Genomic DNA, 20,354 nt, shown 5'->3' on the forward strand with positions numbered 1-20,354 from the left:
TCGATCCTGGAAGTACATCTGCGCGCCCGGAGGGACTCGAACCCCCGACCCTCGGATCCGAAGTCCGGTTCCAGTGGTGCAACGTCTTGGAATTGCTGTCCTGAGTGTGCCGAACGATGCAGGAGATTGCACGGGAATGCAGGGGGTTCTGGTGAGCCCCCGGCACAGGCAACCGGCACAGACGGTACCGTGAGGCGGAAGAGCGGGGGAGGGCGCAAGTGACGAGTGACACGCCAGCCCACACCTGCCACCGCTGCCAGGCTCCCCTCCCCCTCACCAAGGCGGGACGACCCCGCCAGGGCGCCAGGTTTTGCTGCACGGCCTGCCGCCAGACCCACCACACCAAGCGCCGTCGCCGAGCCCGTCAGCGCCTGCCAGAGGCCCTGGCCTCCCTCGACGCCAGCCTGCGGGAGGTCAGGGAGCTGCTGGCCGTCCTGGGGCAGCCTGGCGGTCTGGGGGAGGTGGAGGACGGGAAGACGTCCGGCGAGGGGCCTGTGGAGCGCTAGGAGGCGTGCTGCACGCCTTCGGAGCCCGGTTGGCTGTCGGCGGTCCACCAACAGGACCTGGACGGTAGACGGAGGGTAGACGACCTCAGGGCTCCAGCAGAAGAAGTTGCTCCCCTACCACTAGGGCTCGCGCCCCCCCGCTGCCAGGTCACAGACCTCTCTGAGTATCTCGCGGGCTATTTCCGGAATCGCTTGCTCGTCGATCCTCTCTGCAAGGACAGCTGCCATTCGAGGCTTGCTGCCCTCTCCGACCTCCGCCTGGATCGACTCCATCAGTTCGCGCTGACCTGCTGACACCATCAACTCCTCAAACTCCGCTCCCCAGTACCTGAATCGGTCCAGGTACTGCTGCGGAGCGCCGCCTCCTTCTTGGTCGCGCTGACAGAGGTAGGGGATTTGGAGGCCCTCCAGAAACCTGATCCACGGAGCGTAGTTCGACTGCCCAGACACATCGATCACGCTCACACCTGCGGCATCCAGGTCCATGCCGATTCTAGGGGCGATACCGCAGAGGAAAGCTGTCTCTGTTGGGCCCTCTACCAGAAGAGCCGCGCGCGCAAACGGAAGTTCTCGGTAGCGAGGATCGGCGAAGCGACGCTCGAACATGACTTGCTCCCCAGGCGTCTCCGGCACTAGGGCTCGGCAAATGCTGGACCCCTCGACGCTTGGAGCGATTCGATACAGGAAGCGCAAACTGGATTCCTCTATCAACCCAGGATCGTGCGTTATTAGAAGCACTTGGTTCCGCTCCGCTGCATCCCTGATGGTGCGACGCAAGCGACGCTGTGCCTGCGGATGCAGGTGCAAACCAGGCTCCTCAAGCACCAGCACTTTCCCTTCATGGTGTGCCAGGTTGGCCAGAATCGTCAGCACCTCGACCACGCCCATGCCGATTCTCTGGTGAGGAATCGGCGTTTCGCTGCCAGCCCGATAGAACATCAGCTGGGCAGGGGTCCCCTGTGACCCCATGGTTTCAAACTGCAGATCGGGAAAGAAGTGCGAGAACTCTTTCTCCACCGCTTCTAGGCGCTGTCGCCCTGGGCGCAAACCATTTGCAAGGTTGTACAGAAGGGTGGCCAGGGCGCCCCCGTCGAGGGCATCCCGTACACCTTTCCCATCGTCAACAGCCACCGTTTCGGGGCGTTTTCGGATCTCCCCCAGCACCACAAACGCGTTCATGAGAACACCGTTCAGCCACTGTCGAGGATCTTGACCCAGAGCGAAGGCCCCACTGGAGGCCCTCAGGTCCTCAGCAGAATCCGTCCGACGAAAGGCCTTCGCGAGGTGTACGGTATCTGCAACCGCTTCTCCCCCGTTGAACCGGATGGCCGTTCGACCCAAGTATACGTGGTACCCGTCACTATGGCGTATCCTGATCTCCGACTCATTGGTCTTGGGCGGGAAGACGGCTTCACCACAGAACATCCCCGAGAACTTTGAGCTAATCTCCTCGGCCAACGGCCGGCCAGACTTGCGCTCCACCGCCGCAACCTGCCTCCACATCTCCATGCGGATCGTGCTGTCATCCTCTTCGTCGAACTCGATCTCCACCAGAACCTCTGCTTCTCGGTCTGGACGGAATCGCTCCGCCTGTGGAGGCAGGTATTGGCTGGTCCTCGTAGCCGCCTGCAGAGCCGCGATGATAGATGATTTTCCAGCGTTGTTTTCGCCGAGGATCTGCGTCAAACCCGCAGAAAGCTCGATCTCCTGCCTCTCCCGGTAGCACCGGTAGTTGTCAAAAATGATCTTGCGGACCCTCATTCGTCTCCTCCACGACCAGCCCTAGGTCCCAACGAAATCCTTCAAGGGCGGCAATTCGGCTGCGGCCAACTGGGTGAGCTACTGCCTCCCATTTCGCACTCTCCGTGCATCAAACCTTTCGACCTCGCCACGACGAATGGCGGAGTTGAGTGCACTCTTGAGAGCCTTCTGCGACGGTTGCGAAAGCCGAGCGAAGCCGAGGTGCTCGACCACCAGGCGGAAGACCTCTTCGCGCTCGTAGAGGCGCCCCTTGGACATCGCCGAGCCGATGGCTTTCCGCAGCACCTCTGGCTCCATGTCCGACAGCCGGGCCGCCGACAGGAAGTAGACGCCGTCTTCGCTCTCCAGGATTCCTCGACGGACGGCGGCACGAACGTGGCCGGATAGGGCCTTCTTGATGTTCTTGCCCAGGCGCAGGTAGCCGAGCGCATTGGCCAGGTCCCGCAGCAGATCGTCCCGCTCATGCCCTGCGCGGGTCGCGATCTTTCGGATGAGCGCCATCGCTGCGGCCTGGGTCAGCTCCTCAGGCGCCTGCTCAGGCGCCTTCGATGTCTTGGGCTTCCGCCTCGCAGTAGCCTTGCCCTTCTTCGGCTGGTCGGCGAAAGGCTCGGCTCGTGGCTCGGCCTTCGAGTTGCGCTTGCGCCGAGCATTCTTCTTCGGCGCCTGCGCCTCTCGCTCGGCCCTGATTCGTTCCAGCAGCACGCTGGCGGGCTCGTCGTTCGGGTCCTGGGGGACGAGTTCACCACGGAAGGCCTTAGCGAGAGTCGCCTGCTGGAGGTTTTCCAAGTCCCTATTGAGAGAGGCAGATCGCTCTTCTGCTATCTCAATGAACTCAAGCATGTCGTTGAGTTTCGTGACGAGCACTCGCTGTTCGGCGATTGGAGCCAAAGGCATCGCGAGACGCTTGATCTTTCCCTGGAAGAGGTTGCTCTGCGCCGTCTGAGTCTTCGCTCGGTCCATCTGCGATTGGAGCACCGGTGCCCGAAAAGCCAGCGACTCGAAGTGGTCATCAACGAGAACCGGTCGAACTACAGCAACGCTCCGAACGAGCGAGAACCGTAGACCTTCGTCGACGGTGCAGGATCTACCCACAGTGCCCGAACAGGAAAGAAGAACGTCGCCTTTCTGAACCCTTAGACGCTTCGAAAGGAGGCGATGAGTCTCCTGCGAGATGTAATCTACTTTCGCGAGGCTCAAGTGCCCGTTTCGGACATTCCTGGCGGAGAGCAGAAACACGCCGCTTCCGGTTCGCTTCGGGGTGGCGTGTTCACCGTCAGTCACGAAATCGCTGGTCTCCTCAACGCTTGCCCAGCACCACCCGTCCGGCAGCTCAGGCAGCCCCTCTCTATCGACGGGCTCCGGCTCCCGGTACTTCTTGGCTGCCTTGGCTCGTTCCTTCTCCAGCACGGCCGAATCGTCATCATCGGACCAGGGCTTCCGGGCGCTCCTTGCCTTGGCTTCGGCCTTGGCGCGGGCCTTCTCGGCGGCGTCTTCGATCCAGCGGGTGCGGCGCTCGGTGCGGATGCGCTTGAGCAGCTCGGAGGCAGGCTCGACGTCGGGGTTCTGGGCGCGCCAGGCCTTCGTCAGGTCGCCGCGAAAGGCTGCGGCCAGGACCGACTGGCGGAATTTCTCCAGCAGCGGCGGGATGGCGTCGAGTGCCTCTTTGGCGGCCTCGGAGCGAATCTGTAGGGACTCGATCTTGGCGACGATGCGCTTCTGCTCGTTGAGGGGGGCGACTGGCACCAACTTCGTTGCGAGCGCCTTCTGATTAATCTTCGGCAGGACTGTACGGCCCTGGCTCCTTGAGACCTGGGCGGTGAACATTGACGAAATCAACCACTGATGGAGAAACACCGCTTCGATGTAGCCCCTAACCGGGTACATGTCGGCGCTGCACAGACCCTCGAAGTTCGCCAGGACCGCCTTGGCCAGATAGGGCCGGATCTTCGAGTAGAGGATCTGCCCGGCGTGAAACCTGTGCTTCGGGCTGGTTACGCCATCCTCAGCAACCGTTCGGTAGGGCAAAAGCCTGCCAGTGCCCGACTCGATGTGGTTCGGCGCAATATGCGGCTTCTCCGGATGGCCGGAAGGATCAACCAGATCGGACTCCACCGCCGCCACATCCGCGAATGCTGCCCAGTTCCACGACCCAGGTAGAGAGTGGTGCTCATCGCTCATTCAGCGACCTCAGCCGTGACTCCATTCCCATTCGGATCGAGCATCTCCATGAGCGCCTGCATCTCCTCGGTCGCGGTCTGCAGGTGCACGAGGATCTCGGCGGCGACCTCGTCGGGCTCGGGCAGGTCCTCGGCCCGATCTACCGACTCGTCCCGCAGCCAGGTGATATCGAGATTGTCGCCGCGCTTGGCGATGAACTCCCGGTCGAACTTCCGGAAGCGCCCTTCCTCGCCCTCGTCTTTGCGCTTCGAGCCGCCATTCGGGTCCTTGCCGTAGGCATCGACGAAGGGCTGCAGGTGCTCCCTCGTGAAGGGCGTGCGCTTGCCGAAGGAGGGCATGTTCGCGCGCAGGTCGTAGATCCACACCGCCTTGGTGTTGCCGGTGTCCTTCTTCTCGCCCCGCTGAAGGAAGAGCACGTTGGTCTTCACACCCTGGGCGTAGAAGATGCCGGTCGGTAGCCGCAGGATCGTGTGCAGGTTGCACTTGTCCATCAGGTCCGAGCGGATCTGCTGGCCGGTCTTGTCCTCGAAGAGCACGTTGTCCGGAAGCACCACGGCGGCCCGGCCGCCCGGCTTCAGGTTCCGATAGATGTGCTGCAGGAATGCCAGCTGTTTGTTGCTGGTCGGGAAGGTGAAGTCGTCCCGGGTGGGCTTGCCGCCGCCCTTCTTGGTGCCAAAGGGAGGGTTCGTCAGGATGACGTCCGACCTCGGTACGCCGGAGCCGAGGGGAGAGAGCGAGTCCCCGAGCAGGATGTCGCAGTCGATGTCGTGCAGCAGCGCGTTCATCAGCGCGAGACGCTGCGTGTCGGGGACTAGCTCGATGGCGTAGTAAGCCTCCTTGCGCTGGAAGACCTGCTCGGCCTCCGAGAGGTCGAAGAGATCGTCCGTGGCCGCCTTGACGTGCCGGTCGGCGGCGATGATGAAGCCCAGGGTTCCGGCCGCCGGGTCCGAGACTCTCTCGCTCGCCTGGGGCTTGATGATGTCCACCATCGCCTCGATGAGCGGCCGGGGCGTGAAGTACTGGCCCGCCCCGGACTTCTTCTCGTTCGCGTTTTTTTCCAGCAGACCCTCGTAGAGGTCGCCGAGGCCCTCCTGGCGGGCGCTGTACCAGTCGAGAGAGTCGATGCTGCTGACGAGCTTGGCGAGGTTTCGCGGCTGGCGCAGGGAGGTGTTGGCGTTCGCGTAGATCGCCTGGATCTTGCCGCTCACCTCCGTGCCCAGGTGGATGAGCAGCTCACGGTAGAAGGTCAGCTGCTCGGTGCCGTCCTTCGAGATCAGGTCACTCCAACGCCAGCCCTTGGGCAGGCTCTTCTCGGTGCCCGTCTCCTGGGCCATCTTGAGGAAGAGCAGGTAGGTCAGTTCGGTGACGTACTCGTGGTAGGTGATGCCGTCGTCGCGCAGCACATGGCAGAGATTCCAGAGCTTCGCGACGATGTCGTGCGTGTTGGTCATGCTGCGTCTTTCCAAACTTCTTCCTGGAGGTCGCCGAGCAGCTGCTCGAGTTTTCCTCCGAACACCTTGTTCATGCGGGCGAAGCCGCCCTGGGCCTTGAACTGGCCCCGGTCGAGGGCCTCACGGTCCACGATGGTCTCGACCTTCAGTTGCTTGCCGATGCGTTCCAGCCACTTCTTCTGTGGCGGCGTCCACTGCTGCATCGCCATGATCTTCTGCAGGGCCCGGTCCACCCGCTGCTCGTAGGGCACCAGAGGTGAGCCAATGGCCTGCTGCCGGATGAAGCCGATGATCGAAGCCGCGATGTCTTGGTTCTTCACCTGTGAGTACGCTGTCCGCAGCTTCGTCTCGCTGTAGCCAGCCTCGTCGAGCTTGAGCTTCAGCTCGCGCAGCTGCTGCCGGGTGAGGTCGCGAGGCCGCTGGGTGACGACCTTCAGCGCCTCGATGGCGTTCGCGTTCTCCTCGATGTAGGCCCGGAAGCCATCGAGGTAGTCCTCCGGCTTCGCGTTGCCTTCGCCGTAGCCTCGCCCCGTCTCGATCAGCTCGTCATCGTGGTCGGAGTAGAGGACGTTCCGTCCGCTGCTGGTCTTGAACTTGTCGAGGAAGGCCGCGACACCTTGGTGCTCCTCGAAAAAGGCCACGACCTCGGCCACATCGCCGGTCTGGAGCAGCTTGCTCACCTCCGCCGGATCGGCGCCCGCCAGCGTCTCGAAGGACTCCAGGTGCTTGCCCTTGATGCGGCCCTTCTTGGCCTGGAGCTTGGCGGTGATCTCGTCGATCACGCCCTTCTTGTGCCCCTCGTCCTCGACCGTCACCAGCTCCTCGACCAGCTGCTCGAAGGTGATGTGCGGACGGGTCACCACCGGCTTCATCGAGGTGTAGGGCTCCAGCGCCGAATACAGGTCCACGGCGTCGTAGATGCGGAAGACCTCCTTGCCGATGTCGGGGCACAGCCGGGTCGCTCGCCCCATCATCTGCTCGTAGAGAATGCGGCTCTTCACCCGCCGGATGAACACGAGGTTCGTGATCTCGGGGACGTCGATGCCGGTGGTCAGGAGGTCCACGGTCACGGCGACCTTGGGCAGCCGCTCGTTCTTGTAGCGGCGGATCTTGTCCAGGGGCTTGTCCGCCGCCCCGGTGATCTTCTGTACCGCGTCGTCCTCGACCTCGCCGTAGGCCTCGGTGAAGGCCTCCTTGAGCAGGTCCACCACCATGTCCGCGTGGGCGTCTGTAGCGCAGAAGATCATGGTCTTTCCGTCGAGCGACGGGTCGATCTGCTCGGCCAGGACCTCGCAGACGACCCGGTTGAAGCTCTCGGTGACGACCTTCGTGTTGAAGCCCTCGACCTCGATGTCGATCTCATCGGGGGTGTTGAACATCTGCAGCTGGCCCGAGGCCGTGTTGTAGACGCCGACCTCCTCACCGGTCTTCCAGTGGATGCCCTCCTGGCCGAGCTTCGTGACGATGCGGATGGGCGGCTCGTGGTCCACGAGGTAGCCATCGATCACCGCCTGCCGGTAGCCGTACTCGAAGATGGGCTTGCCGAAGATCTCGGTCGTGTGCAGGGCTGGCGTGGCGGTGAGCCCGATGCGGATCGAGTCGAAGTGGTCGAGCACCCTGCGGTACTTGCTGATGTACTCGGCCTCCGAGCGGAACTCGATCTCCGAGTCCGACATCTCCCGGTCGAGGTTGTAGCCCCGGTGGCACTCGTCCACGACGATGCAGTCGTACCAGTCCACCGGCACTGCCTCAGCGTCGTCCGAGGCGTACATCAGCCGCTTCACCATGCCCTGCACGGTGGCGACGTGGAGACGGGTGTCGGGCTCGGGCTTCAGGTCACCCAGCCCCTTCACGTCGTAGATCTCGGTGAGGCTCTGGAGGTTCTCCAGGCGCACGTCCTTGAAGGCATTCTCGGCCTGCTCCCCGAGGGCCGAACGATCCACGAGGAAGAGCACGCGGCGGAAGCGCCCGGCCTTCAGCAGCCGGTAGATGAGGCAGAGCGCCGTCCGGGTCTTGCCCGTGCCGGTTGCCATCGCGACCAGCATGTCCTGCTGGCCCTTCGCGATGGCCTGCTCGACGCTCGCCAGGGCGTCGTGCTGGTAGTCGCGGAGCGGCAGGTAGTCGGAGGGCTCGGTCTTCAGCTTGTCGTCGGCCTTCCCGTGGTCCTGGCCGAGCAGGTCGATGAGACCCTGCGGCGTGTACCAGCCTTCGAGTGGGCGAGGATGGTTCGTGGAGCGCCGGGCATCGAGGTACCAGATCCCGCTCTTCGTCTTGAGTTGCCGGAGGAAAGGCCGTCCGTTCGTGGCGAAGAGGAAGGGGATGACGTAGTCGCCCCAGGGCGAGCCCTCGGGCACATGCTCCTCGGTGGCCTTGTAGTCGCGGCTGTAGCGCTTCGCCTGCTCGATGGCGCCCGCCACGTCCTTGCGCTTGCGCTTGGCCTCGACCACAGCCACGGGGGTCAGGCCCACGAAAAGCACGTAGTCGGCGGGACCGGAGGCCGTCGGCCACTCGGCAATCGCCATGTTGCGACCCTTCGCCGGGCGGGCGCCTGCCTTGTAGGCAAGTGCGACGGTGTCGGCCTCCCAGCCTGCCTCTCGCAGCTGCTCGTCGATGAGCAGCCGGGTCTCGGACTCATCGAGATCGAGGTCGTCAGCGGCCTCCTGGGCCTGCTGGATGGCCGCCTGCACCGTCGCCCTGGGGGCAGCGGCGGTCTCGGCCTGGAGGGCCTCCATCTGCTGCGCGTGCTCGGCGTGCATCGCCGTGGCCCGCCCCTCGGCCTCGCCCGCAAGCTCAAGGGCGGCGGCGGCCTCTTCATAGGCAAACCGGGCGCGCTCCTCGGCCTCGACTCGCAGCTTCGCCTCCTGCGCAGCCGTCGCCTTCAACTTCGCGAGCTTCGCCTGCTGCTCGACCTCGCGCTGGCGCATCTCGGCAAGCTCGGCCTTCAGTGCGTTTCCGGCCTGGACCGGGTCGGGCGGCGGCACGAAGGGCCCCGACTTGAAGGCCTTGCTCTTGAACGCCCGCTGGAACCACACGCCGAGGCGCCAGGCCAGGCGTAGCTGGTGCAGAGCCTCCCGCTGTGTGCCCTCGACGTCGTGCACGGCCCGATTCCCGGCCTTTCGCAGCGAGTGGAAGAGGTCGCCGACCTCATGGTCTGTCACGCCGGAGTCTCGCAGCCGTCGCAGGAGGTCGATCTGCGCCTCCTCCGACGACGTGTAGATGCCTGTGCGTGCTGCGGCCTCACGAGCGAGCACCTCGCCGAGTTGCCGAAGCTTGATCAGGGCGACGCCAGGGTCCTCGAAGACGTAGCGCTCAGCACGGGCTCCTAGCTCGGCGAGCAGCGGATCGACGGCCGCAAGATGGCCGAAGTTCGGCGACGCCTTCGCTCCGGTCCCCGGTGCTTTGCCGCCCTGCCCCGCCATGATGCTCCCCGATTCCCGCGTGTGGATCGTCAGCCCGAAGACCCAAGGTATTCGTCAAAAGCCCGGGGGGAAACCCCACCAACGCGCTCGATCGCGGCCGAATGTCAGTTCAGGACAGAGGCGAGGTGCCAGGACCATGAGCGGGCAGCCTGCCGTCAGTTAGTCGGCCACCACCTTGGTGATATGTGGCCCGCCCCTCATCCTCAGGGCATGAGCATGCACTCGCGTTCCGAGGCCGCCGACCTGCTCGGCATCTCCGTGTCCAAGCTTCGCCGCCTACAGGCAGATGGCGACATCGAGTCCGAGGTCGATGACAGCGGCCGACACCACTTCGACCTCGACGACCTGCGTGAGCTAGCCGACGAGCGCGGCTTTGACTTCGCCGAGCCCGACGAGGAAGACGACGACGACGAGCCCGAGGTGCTCTCGCCGCCCAGCCCGACCCTCGAGCCACAGCCAGCACCCGTGGCCGGTGACCTAGCCGCCCGGGCCTTCAGGCTCTTCCAGGACGGAGCACCGCCAGTCGAGGTTGTGATCGCGCTGGAGATCACACCAGAGACCGCTGAGGCCCTGCAGGACGCCTGGGTCCGTATGACCGCGCGGGAGTTGCCGGTGTTGGGAGCCGAGGTGCGCCTGGCGGAAGTCGAGGACGACGTGGCCGGGCAGGCCGCGCAGCTGCGGGCCCTGGCGAGCGCTGTGGCCGATGTGCGGCGCGACCTGGAGGCGGTTCGGGCCGCTGCCTCGACCAGACGGGCTGGGTCTCATCCTCTGGGGCCGTGCCAGTGCGGTCGGGGCCTGGTCGTGCCCGCGAAGGTGGCCGTTTGCAGCGGCTGCCACGGGAGCTACTTGATGCCAGGCAGCTGACCTGCCGCCAAGCCTGTCGCGACAGCCGTCCGGCAGGGGCTCAGTCACCCCCCCTAAGGGGGGTGACTGCCACTCATCCGACAGGTGGCTGCCGGGGGTCTTGTCAGTTAGTGGCCAGATCGCTGGACCGATCCAGATCTGCAGCCGACCATGGAGGTACCTCTCGATCGAAAGGAAACCCATGCCCAAGACCCTCGAAGAGATCTACGCGGATCTGATGAACTACAGCCAGGAGCGTGTCGCCTCCTGCGAGACCACGCCCGGCGACGCCTGCGAGGCCGCCCGCCTGGAGGCCGAACGCCTCGCCCAGGCGGCTGCCGTCCTGCACCCGATCCCCACGAACAACGAGGGCGAGTAGTTGCGCCCTCGGGGGGCCGGGGGCGCCAGGCTTCATCGCCAGCTGCAGCCCCCGGCCCCTTCTCCTCCGTCATGCCTCGCCCGGTCCCCTTCAACGTCCCGCGTGACGAAGCGCAGCGCGTCTGCGCCGTGTACCTACGGGTGAGTACGGGCGAACAGAAGCTCTCACACCAGCTGCGCGAGCTTCGGCACGAGGCATTCCGCCGCCGCTGGCGCATCACTCACATCTACCGCGAGCGCCGAAGCGCAGCGAAGGCACGGCCCGCCTGGGAAGACCTCCGCGAGGATGCCAGGCGCCGCAAGTTTGGCGCGGTCCTTGTCTGGGCAATGGATCGCTGGGCCAGAGGCGGCGTCGCCGAGACCCTCACCAGCATCGAGGAGCTTGACCGTAGCAACGTCCGCTTCGCCTCGCTGCGAGAACCTTGGGCGGACACCGACTCGCCCGTGCGCGACCTCCTGCTCGCCGTCTTCGGGTGGGTGGCCCAGCAGGAGCGCCGGAGGATCTCGGAGCGCACCCGCGCCGGTCTCGATGCTGCCCGGCGCCGTGGCGTCCGCCTCGGCCGCCGACCCAAGGACGTAGACGCCGAGTTGATCGACCAGGTCGTCGCCGGGCACACCTCGGTGCGCAAGGCCGCCGCCGAGGCCGGGGTCTCGCGCGATGCCATCCGGCGCCGTGTCCGAGAGGTCCAGGCCGTCGCGCAGGCGCAATAGACCCCCTGGCGGGAATGCGACTGCGGCTGACCCCAGTGGATGGCGCCTACGAGAGCGCTACGGGTACCAAGGAGCGGCCGCCTGGCCCTGTCGGGATACTTCCGATTTGCCGCCCACTCCATTGGGCAAGAATAGAGGAGACGGCCCGCGAGGGAGTCGAACCCTCTTCCTCAGCCTAGCTATGGCCGGGACCTGTCCACCGGGCGGGCCGCCCCTCCCGACCGAGGCCGGTTGGGCCGTCCCTCCTCGTTCACAGCAGACCGCCTCCAACGACAGACTAGCCACAGGAAACCGCGAGTCAATACTTCCGCATTGCGCACACTCTGCAGTCGGCAACCTAGGTGGGCTCCCCTACGGCCTCTCCAATCCGATCTCGTCTTCGATCATCGCCAGGTTCGACGTCACTTCCTCCATCGTCCCGTCTAGATCATGCGCCTGTTGCAACAACTCCCGCGCCTCTCCAAGACGCCCATCCATCCTGTGCCGAAGCGCCTTCAGGTTAAGGACAGCTGCACGCTGCTTCGGGGTGAGATCCGCTGCGAGGATCGCCCTCACCTCGCTGTCTACCATCTGAAATTCGCCAGCGCGGAACAACAGACAGGAATAGTAGATGCGAAGATCCATCCCGCCAGCGACCAGCTTTCCACGCTCGATGCTCTCACCCGCCGTAACTCGAAATATCGGGGCAACGGACTCCGCCGTGAATAGCGGTTGTTCCATCCTTACTGCGGCCACCTTAACCCCGTAAGCGACCAGCTCGATCTCCATGCCGTCTACAACATGAAGGTCACTCCCCTCGTCGATATCGAGCCCGTACATCAGCAGCACCTGATGAAGGAGGTGCTGACTGTTGTGTCTCCTGGCCATCTCCATTTGCCCAATTTCCGAACCATGCGCATTCGCGGCCCTATAGATAGACCGCGCCTCCTCCTCGAACAGCAGGTGGTTTGCGGCGCGCGGAGACACCCTAGCAAGGCGCCTGAAAAGCCGCCCCAACTTTTCATCAGGGTCGCAATGAAAGTGGGCGCTCACTAAGTTCATGAGATGGCGCTCGGTACCGCGCGCGAAGTAGTCAGATAGAAGGAGAGGCTTCTCCTTTCCCGCACTTAGCATTCGGTCACAAATCGTGAGAAACGCCAGTTCGGTTTCGGCAAGACTCGCGGAGCCGCCTGATAGATCTAGCAGACCTCTCCGCGCCAGTTCTTCTGCCGTGGCGTCTACTTCTTCCTTTTCAGACGACAAATTCTCGGCAAGCTCACCGAGCCCTACAACGCCGCCATTCAGCATCGCGTATAGCAGCGCATCGCCGGCCTCTGGAATGGCCGAAAACGACGTGCCCTGCCCCTGCAGCAGCTTGTGCACCTCACCGGAGTGAATAAGCGAAGCCAGGTCATTCTCGATTCGTTCCCCGAGATTCCTCGCGCTGGTGAACTCCTGAAATAGGCTAGTGCCGGACACAGAAGCACGAAACTCAAGCACAGCCGCGAGCTGCTCGTCTGGGTCTTCGACCTCGCTGTTTGGAAGCCGCTTGAAGTAGAGCTTGATTGCCGGCCCTCCCCCACCGTCAAACCTCTCCTTCGCAATCCCATACTCCTCGGCCGTTCCCGATGCCGCTACTCCGTTTGGTGTTCCAAACCGACGCCCCATTAGACCGATAAAGACATCGGCTTGCTCCACGGCCGGGTTGATCAACTCCTGGGTTCGCTCTGCCGTGCCAGCAGGTAGATCTTCCCACCCAATCGGCTCGAACAGCACATCATTTGCGGTCGCCAGGAGCTCGTTGATGCGACGCACCGCCCGCTTTGCTGCCCGCCTCTCTGAATGCAGATCGCCCGGTGAGGCGATGAAGACCTTGATCACTTGCATCCGTTCCCAACCTCCCGGTACGTGCCCTAGGCGTAGAGGACCATGTCGGCAGCCTGAAATAGCTTCAATCCCTCTTTCCCGTGCCGCGCCGCCAATGAGGAGGCATACATCGCCAACGCTCCAGCGATCGCCCCATCGTCGTCGTCCTCAAACCCGATCCAAGCCAAAACAACTTCAGAGTATTCGTCGGCCTCATATCCTCCAACAACGCCAAATGACGCGAGCCGTTTGAATACCCTAGTCCCACGGCCCCTGCTCCACGCCCACATCTTTAGCGTTTCTTCATCCATTTCGACGCGCTCCCCGTTCAGTGCGCCGTAGCGACCAAACACCCAAAGCGCCTTCACTAGCTCCTGCTTGCTTGTTGCTTCTGACTCAATGATCCGAGAGAGCAGCCCATGCAACTTCTTCAAGCCCTCAGTGACCCACGCCTCTTCCTTCGGCTCAGCCTTGATCTCATCTGGAAGCGACAGGAGCTTTCCTGGAAAAGGAATGACATCGCCCATCTCTTCGCTAGAGCCTCCCGACGGGTTCTTGGCTCTGACGATTCCCTCCGAGAAGAGATATACAATATGCGCAAACTGGGCAGTAAGTTCATGGCAAACATCTCCTCCGTTCTCGAACGGCCATATCCAGTTCGACTCGGAGGCAGAATGCACAAGGTCAATGAAATCAAAGACCCGCACATCCTCAACCATGCTCGACACGTTTGCCTTTGCGCTGTCGCGGTAGATCTTCTTTGCTGTTTGAACTTCTTTTTTTACGAAGGTGAATATTGGAATTCTCCGTCTAGCTGCTCTCGTGTACTCCTCGTTCGTAATTGAGTTCTCGTTCCCAATATAGGTGCCGCCCCTTCGGCCACCGATGATCAAGACTAGGTAGTCGGACCGGTCAACCTCATCGAGGCATGCGTTGTGGGAATGTGAAACCGGAGCCACACCAAATCCCGGGTGATCGGAGGCCACAACATCCATCCCGAGATCTTCTAGATGGCGCCGAACCACATCTCGAACCTCTGACAAATCGAAGCAAGTCGAACTCAGGAAGATCCTCGGCTTTGTCACGGGGTGAGTTTCTCCATAGATGCGCCGTAAGCAAGCAAGGCACGTCCGCCCGGCGCGCAGACGCTCGCAGTTGTCATTTCCGCCCGTCGGAACCGAGCCTCTCCGAAAGCAGTCGCAGAATCAACTCCTCCTGGTGCACACAGACGATAACTTCTCGACCGTCCAGTCTCTGAAGACGGTGGCGTAGGATCGCCTTTCTGTCGGGAGGCGCGAGTCGCTCGCATATCTCGCACAGGTATTCGTATGGCTCCGCGGCGGCAGACCGTGGCGACTCGGGTTCGCCTGGTGGCCTCCAACCCGTTTCGCAAGTGGCCGAAAAACCAAGTGGATCGAAATCGCCTCGCAGCAATCGGCCTACGGTCTCTCCACTGTCTTCAAGCTCGTTGCCTGCGACCTCGGCAACGCTCGCGCGCCGGATAGAGGCCTGTTTCGCACGACTGTACGCCTCTGCCGCGACTCGCAACGCCGCAAGCACCCTCCCGCCCGCTCCCTCTTGCACAACCTCTATTTCGCCCGAGGCACCCATGGCCTCTGCAGTTGCGGCCAGGCGCTCCGCCTCAAGTTCTGACTCGCGAAGGCCATCCACTCTTGCGGTCTTCTTCTGGACGCTGCGCGACACTCGCCGGCAAACCTCGGCCTCTGCCCCGAGCAACTGTTGCTCCGCGAAGATCGACTCGACCTCGCCGCGACGATCGGTCGGCCCGTCAAAGGGCGCGCCGACGTCAACCAGATCTGCACCCGCGAGAGCCTCCGAGGCCACACCCAGTGCGCGAAGGAGCCCTTCGGCACCGCTCTCCTGCCGGAGCTTGTTCCACACCCACGACCAGCCCTTTGACCTGAGCAGAGGGCCGAGGATCTGCTTCACCCACCCAGGCAACTTCAAATAGACGCCAAGCCGGACTGCGTCCTCCTTGGACAGCTGCAACCGTCGCCCGTCAGCCCGTCTTCGGTACGCCTCACGGCGAAGGATGTACGCCGAGAGGAACTGGCCAGAAGTTGCTGGCTTGCGCTTCCGCCCGGCTCCTTTCCTGGCGCCGCCGCGACCAGTCTTTGAATTTGTTCCACGGTCCCGAGGCATAGGCAGGAGGTGCGACTCATGATTCGCAGCCACTTGCCCGATCCTAACACCTGGATGACGCCCGAGGAGGTCGCCGCAGCCGCAGGGATCTCCCTTGCCACACTGTGGCGGCGCGTCCGGGCTGGTCAGATTCAGCCGATCCATGCCCGTGGCCGGGCCTGGTTCACGAAGTCCGCTGCCGAGGCCCTGGTGGCCAAGGAGCAGTTCCGGCGGTCCGGCGCGTCGCGCTAGCTCGCCAAAACAAACGGCGCCCGGGTGCGATCCGAGCGCCGTGAACCCTCACATGGAGGAACGTATGTCTGTTTCGAACAATAGCACTGCCTGCACGAACGTGCAGCCCCTCGCATTCCTGGATGCCCTCTTCGAGGACCTCGACGGAGTCATCGAGGTGCGCATCCTCGGTGACTCCGCAGGTGCGGTTGTCCACCGCCGCTGGTTCGACAGCGCGGAAGACCTGGTAGAGGACCTGCCCGCGCTCACCGCGATGGCCGAGAGCGCCGGCGCCGGGATCTTCTTCGGCGTCCTGCCTCGCGGTGGTACCAACCAGAGTCGCGCCGAGCACGCCCTGCCCGGCCGTGTGGTGTGGGCCGACCTCGACTTCGACAAGTACGAGGGTGGCGAGGAGGAGGCGCGTGTGCGTCTGCACCAAGTTCCCTACCATCCTGTCGCCCGTGTGCACTCTGGTCACGGCCTCCACGCCTACTGGCTTCTCAACGAGACTCGGTCGCCGGAAGAACTGGTCGCGTTCTCCCAGACGATCCGTCGCATCCTGGGCAGCGACGCCGTTGCCGATGCGGCCCGCATCATGCGCCTGCCGGGCAGCGTGAACCGCAAGGATCCGGACAACCCCGTCGAGACGCACATCGAGATTTTCGAGTCGTACCAGCACTTCAATCCCGAGGAGTTCCGCGAGGCGCTGGAGGAGACCGCGCCCATGGCCTCCGAGCGGCCCCAGCACACCAGCTCTCCCCCGCCTCCGGTGGAATACGATGACGAGCTCCCCGCCGAGGTCGCCCGGCTCATGGTCGAGGACAACAAGCTGCGCAACCTCTTCCGTGGTCGCGGCAAGACCGGGCGGGACCGGCAGGGCAACCCGCTCGACGAGTCCAGCTCTGGCTACGACTTCAGCCTGGCTCTGCACCTCATCGAGGCCGGTATCACCGAGCCCCTGGCAATCGGGACGACCATCGCGTGTCGGCCCGACGGTGCGGCCTTGGCCAAGGGTGATCGCTACATCGCTCGGACCGTGGCCCGTGCTCTGGAGGCCGCCACCGCCGCCGAGGAGGACGATGCGGACGTCGAGGTCGATGCCGTCACGATCTACGAGTCGGACCCGGTGGTCGTCCTGTTCGAGGTCGAGGGTCGGACCTTCGAGGTCAACGCGTCGCAGCTCGCCACTCCGACGAAGTTCCGGGAGCGCTTCATCAACGCGGTCCACCGTGTGCCGACCTTGCAGAAAGGGCACGCCTGGACCGAGTGGGTGAACAGCGTCCTCGAGAATGCCGAGCGCGTCGAGCAGCCGCCGGAGGCTTCGACCGAGGCGGCCTTGCGCGAGGCGGTCCAGGACTTCATCAGCGGCCTGCCTGATTCGGACGAGCCTACGGCCTTGGACTCGCGGATCTACAGCCAGGACCGCGAGCAGTTCATCAGCCTCAAGATCGTGTTGGACGGCGTCAAGGAGGACCACGACGTCACGCGCACTACGCTCGCCGCGACGATGCGCGGCCTCGGCCACACCGGTGGCCACCGGATCCGCGTGGAGGTCGAGGGTCAGCGCACCCGCCAGGTCCGCGCCTGGCGCCTGGCGCCTGGCAGCAATCGCTCCGAAGCGACGGAGTCGCCCGAGCCGGTGACCGATGCCGGTGAGGAGCAGGAGGCGCAGCCGGACGAGGAGCAGGCCGACCAGGACGACTCCGAGGCGACGCCGAGCGACGGCACGGAGGCCGGTGACGCCTAGACACGCGCGTACGGGTTTTTTCAGTGCACTTCTTCTTCACCAAAAATCAGGTGTCACAGCGTCACAGTGTCACACCTGGCAGCATCTGCCGCCGGGGGGCGCGCGTGTGTGGGGTGATCTTCTTGCAGTTCGAAGACCATCGTGTGCGCGTGTGTTCTCCGGCGGCGCCATCTTCGGAGACCTGCTGATGCCCATGCCGGCCCACACTACGGTCTTTCTCGGACCCCCGGGCACAGGGAAGACCACCCGCCTGGTCGCCGTCGTGGCTGACCTGCAGCGGCGAGGTGTGCCCCTGGCCAGGACCGCCTTCCTGACCTTCACGGTGGCGGCCGCGAAGGAGGCTGTCGACCGGCTCAACCTTTGCGCAGCCGAGGAGGAGCCTCCGCCCTGGTTCTGCACGATCCACGCTGCCGCGAAACGCATTCTGAAGGTGCTTCACCCGGCCATCATGGACGCGGAGCAGTGGCTGGAGTTCGGGCACCTGCACGGCTACGAATTCACGCCCGGCATCTGGAGCAAGCGAGGTGTCGTTGAGGGTGGCAGTCGCCGCATGACCCGCCACGACGAGCTTCGCTACGTCTACGGGTGGGGTCGGGCACGAGGCCTGAATCTGCGGCGCTGCCTCGCGATCTGCCCCACCGTTGTCGATCGCTTCGACGCGGCCGTCTTCGCGCAGCGGGTCGAGCGGTTCAAGGCTGACCGCGACCTCGTCGACTTCCACGACCTGCTCTTTGATGTGCTCGCCTCCGGCACGCAGCTGCCCGTCACTGCTCTCATCATCGACGAGGCACAGGACCTGTCGCCCCTCCAGGCGCAGGTCGTCGAGCAGTGGGCCGCCTGCTGCGAGGAGGTCTACGTCGCCGGCGACGACGACCAGGCCATCTTCGGCTTCCAGGGCGGCGACGCCTCCTGGCTGCGCCGGTGTGCAGAGGGCGGCCACGTGGAGGTCCTTGGGCAGTCCCACCGTGTGCCCCACGCCGCCCACCAGATCGCTGGACAGATCATTCGCAGCAATCGCACACGCATCCCCAAGCGCTATGAGCCTACAGACTCGCCCGGGACTGTCGAGGTCATGACCCTGGATGAGGCCCTCGGCAGCCTAGACGGCCAGCAGCCCACGCTCGTGCTGGCCCGCAACTGGCTCTTCCTCCGTGGTGCCGCGAAGCAGCTCATCGAGGGCGATGTGCCGTTCATCGGCGAGGGCACTGACATCTGGCCGAACCCGTTGGCGAAGACCGGTCTCCTGCAGGCTCTGCGCGCGGCGACCGCCATCGTCTCGGGTACTGCCGTCGCTGCGGCCGACCTCGCCGCGCTCTCGCGGTGGCTGAAGGTGCCTGGTGGCTCAGGGCCCGGCAAGCGCACCCTTGGCGTTGTCTCGCCCGAGCGCGCTGGCGAGCTTCTCGGCCCCGGGCGGGTGTGCCAGCTGCGCGAGCACGGTCCTGCCGTGGTGGCACAGGGCCTGCCCGACCGCGAGTACGCATACATCGGTCGGATGGTTGCCAAGTACGGCGAAGTGCCCGAGCCGTGCATCCGTCTGACCACCATTCACCAGGCCAAAGGCCGCGAGGCCCCGACCGTGGTCGTGCTATCCGACATGACACGCGCGTCCCACGATGAGTTGCTCGACACCCGGCACGGCGGCAACGAGGCCGAGAATCGCGTGGCCTACGTCGCTGTGACCCGGACCAGTGACCGGCTCGTAATCGTTCGGCCGACCACGAGACGCTACTACCCATACCCGGGTCTGGGCGGTAGCGGCGTGCAGCTGGGTAGGGCCCTGCCGTGACCTGGGTGGCTCAGAGCGGCCTGGAGCCCTGCGTGGCCAGCGTTCAGACAGCCCCCCAGGATCAGTGGGCGTTCGGGCGCCGCCGGGGCCCCCAAGAGGGGATTCCGGCGCTCCGGTGCTGCCATGGCAGCGTGGACCCGCGCACCAGCAATGCCCGCCACCAGGCCCGGGTGGCCCGGTCCCGAGGGGCCGTTGTGGTTGGTAAGCGATCCGAGTACAGTCGAGTACATGGCTACTACTGTCATGCTCACCCTTCGCGTCCCGCCCGAGGTGCGCGATGCGCTGGACGAGGTCGCTGCGGACGAGACCCGCAGCCGCTCTCAAGCTGCCCTCCTCATGCTCGTCGACGCCCTGGTGGCTCGGGGCGCGATGAAGGCCGAGGAGGCCAGGGAGGCGCTGCGGCGCGGAGGGCCTCGTGGTGAGGGGCGCCGTGGCAAGAGGGGCGGCAAGTCGTGACCTGGACCTGCGCAGCCGGGGGTGGCGATCTTGAAGGCGCACCCCGATCTGCTGACCCGCAAGGAAGCGGCGGACTACCTGGCCGTGAGCAACTCGAAGCTCGCCCACGGATGGGGTCCACCACCGCTTCCGGGGTACGCGCGGCCCAAGATGTACTCGAAGGCGCACTGTGACGCCTTCATCGAGAGGCAGAAGGAGGAGGCATGGGCAGCAATAGCATCCGCGTCCACGGCGTCTACCTCTACCAGCGTGAAGGCTCGCGGTACTGGTGGGCGCGGTGGTGGGTCGACGGCGTCGAGTACCGGCGGAGCACGAAGTGCATCGATCAGGAAGCGGCTGCGGTCGAAGGTCGCCGACTCCGAGTCGAGTCCGAGCGGCCCCACGCTCGTCGTCGTGGACTAGGCCCGAGCCTGGAGGACGCAGCGGTCCACGACATCGCTCGAAGCGAAGCTCGGCAACACCATCCTGGCTACTCCAAGACGCTTGAGAGTCGCTGGGCAAAGATCATCGGGAAGCTCGGGGCGGGGACCGAGCTTGCCAGCCTCGATGGCGCCAAGCTCGATCGGTACGAGGAGCAGCGCCTCGCCGAGGGCATTCGCGGCCAGACCATCCGGCTGGAGATCGGCTGCTTGAAACGGGTGTGGCGCGCGCTGCTTCCGGGGACGCCCGAGCCGCGATGGCCGGTCGTTCGACGGTCGCCCAAGGATTCTCGGCTTCGTGGCCACCTCCGGCCGCTGGAGGACGTGAAGGCTGTCCTAGCCAACCTCGATCCCTACATTCGTGATCGCGTGCTGGTCGGGCTTCTGACTGGCTTGCGTGACGGCGAACTCGCGCGACTGCGCTACGACTGGGTCGAGCCCGCGCCCCCCGGGATCGGGGTACCAGCCATCCTCCGACTCC

At 64.5% G+C, this 20,354-nt stretch carries 14 protein-coding genes; 7 read left to right on the top strand and 7 right to left on the bottom strand.

Features of this window, described 5'->3' with window-relative positions:
• Window positions 1-626 precede the first annotated feature (626 nt).
• The 4 genes from P1V51_02760 to hsdR form a co-directional block, all read right to left on the bottom strand.
• Window positions 627-2,267: an AAA family ATPase gene (locus P1V51_02760; GenBank protein ID MDF1561936.1), complete on the bottom strand. Its 1,641-nt coding sequence runs from the start codon at window positions 2,265-2,267 to the stop codon at window positions 627-629.
• A 78-nt stretch (window positions 2,268-2,345) separates the two neighbouring features.
• Window positions 2,346-4,445, bottom strand: coding sequence for a restriction endonuclease subunit S (locus tag P1V51_02765; GenBank protein ID MDF1561937.1), 2,100 nt, complete (start codon window positions 4,443-4,445; stop codon window positions 2,346-2,348).
• Window positions 4,442-5,896 carry an N-6 DNA methylase gene (locus P1V51_02770; protein MDF1561938.1) on the bottom strand — a complete coding sequence of 485 codons (1,455 nt, stop codon included), beginning with the start codon at window positions 5,894-5,896 and terminating at the stop codon, window positions 4,442-4,444. Before P1V51_02770 ends, P1V51_02765 begins: the two co-directional genes overlap by 4 nt.
• Entirely contained in the window at window positions 5,893-9,315 is a 3,423-nt protein-coding gene (gene hsdR, locus P1V51_02775; GenBank protein ID MDF1561939.1) for a type I restriction-modification system endonuclease, read from the bottom strand. The genes P1V51_02770 and hsdR overlap by 4 nt, the downstream gene beginning before the upstream one ends.
• 210 nt (window positions 9,316-9,525) lie before the next feature.
• Between hsdR and P1V51_02780 the strand changes: the two genes are divergently transcribed.
• The 3 genes from P1V51_02780 to P1V51_02790 all read left to right on the top strand — a co-directional run bounded on the left by P1V51_02780 (window position 9,526) and on the right by P1V51_02790 (window position 11,247).
• On the top strand, window positions 9,526-10,179 hold the full coding sequence (locus tag P1V51_02780) for a hypothetical protein (GenBank protein ID MDF1561940.1): 654 nt from the start codon (window positions 9,526-9,528) through the stop codon (window positions 10,177-10,179).
• Window positions 10,180-10,360: 181 nt separating this feature from the next.
• A complete protein-coding gene (locus P1V51_02785; protein MDF1561941.1) occupies window positions 10,361-10,537 on the top strand; it encodes a hypothetical protein in 177 nt (58 codons plus the stop codon).
• 71 nt (window positions 10,538-10,608) lie between these two features.
• Window positions 10,609-11,247 carry a recombinase family protein gene (locus P1V51_02790; protein MDF1561942.1) on the top strand — a complete coding sequence of 213 codons (639 nt, stop codon included), beginning with the start codon at window positions 10,609-10,611 and terminating at the stop codon, window positions 11,245-11,247.
• A gap of 351 nt (window positions 11,248-11,598) precedes the next feature.
• On the opposite strand, the gene P1V51_02795 is transcribed toward P1V51_02790, so the two are convergent.
• The 3 genes from P1V51_02795 to P1V51_02805 all read right to left on the bottom strand — a co-directional run bounded on the left by P1V51_02795 (window position 11,599) and on the right by P1V51_02805 (window position 15,042).
• Window positions 11,599-13,113, bottom strand: coding sequence for a DUF4062 domain-containing protein (locus P1V51_02795; protein ID MDF1561943.1), 1,515 nt, complete (start codon window positions 13,111-13,113; stop codon window positions 11,599-11,601).
• Between the two features lie 26 nt (window positions 13,114-13,139).
• Window positions 13,140-14,177, bottom strand: coding sequence for a DUF4062 domain-containing protein (locus P1V51_02800; protein ID MDF1561944.1), 1,038 nt, complete (start codon window positions 14,175-14,177; stop codon window positions 13,140-13,142).
• Window positions 14,178-14,250: 73 nt separating this feature from the next.
• Window positions 14,251-15,042, bottom strand: coding sequence for a hypothetical protein (locus P1V51_02805; GenBank protein ID MDF1561945.1), 792 nt, complete (start codon window positions 15,040-15,042; stop codon window positions 14,251-14,253).
• A 231-nt stretch (window positions 15,043-15,273) separates the two neighbouring features.
• Here P1V51_02805 and P1V51_02810 point away from each other — a divergent pair, with 231 nt between their 5' ends.
• The 4 genes from P1V51_02810 to P1V51_02825 all read left to right on the top strand — a co-directional run bounded on the left by P1V51_02810 (window position 15,274) and on the right by P1V51_02825 (window position 19,454).
• On the top strand, window positions 15,274-15,486 hold the full coding sequence (locus tag P1V51_02810; GenBank protein MDF1561946.1) for a helix-turn-helix domain-containing protein: 213 nt from the start codon (window positions 15,274-15,276) through the stop codon (window positions 15,484-15,486).
• 64 nt (window positions 15,487-15,550) lie between these two features.
• A complete protein-coding gene (locus P1V51_02815; GenBank protein MDF1561947.1) occupies window positions 15,551-17,212 on the top strand; it encodes a hypothetical protein in 1,662 nt (553 codons plus the stop codon).
• Window positions 17,213-17,405: 193 nt separating this feature from the next.
• A complete protein-coding gene (locus P1V51_02820) occupies window positions 17,406-18,998 on the top strand; it encodes an ATP-dependent helicase (protein ID MDF1561948.1) in 1,593 nt (530 codons plus the stop codon).
• Window positions 18,999-19,241: 243 nt separating this feature from the next.
• Window positions 19,242-19,454, top strand: coding sequence for a hypothetical protein (locus tag P1V51_02825; protein ID MDF1561949.1), 213 nt, complete (start codon window positions 19,242-19,244; stop codon window positions 19,452-19,454).
• Window positions 19,455-20,354: the final 900 nt, after the last annotated feature.

Source organism: Deltaproteobacteria bacterium (assembly GCA_029210625.1).
Taxonomy (GTDB): Bacteria; Myxococcota; Myxococcia; order SLRQ01; family SLRQ01; genus JARGFU01.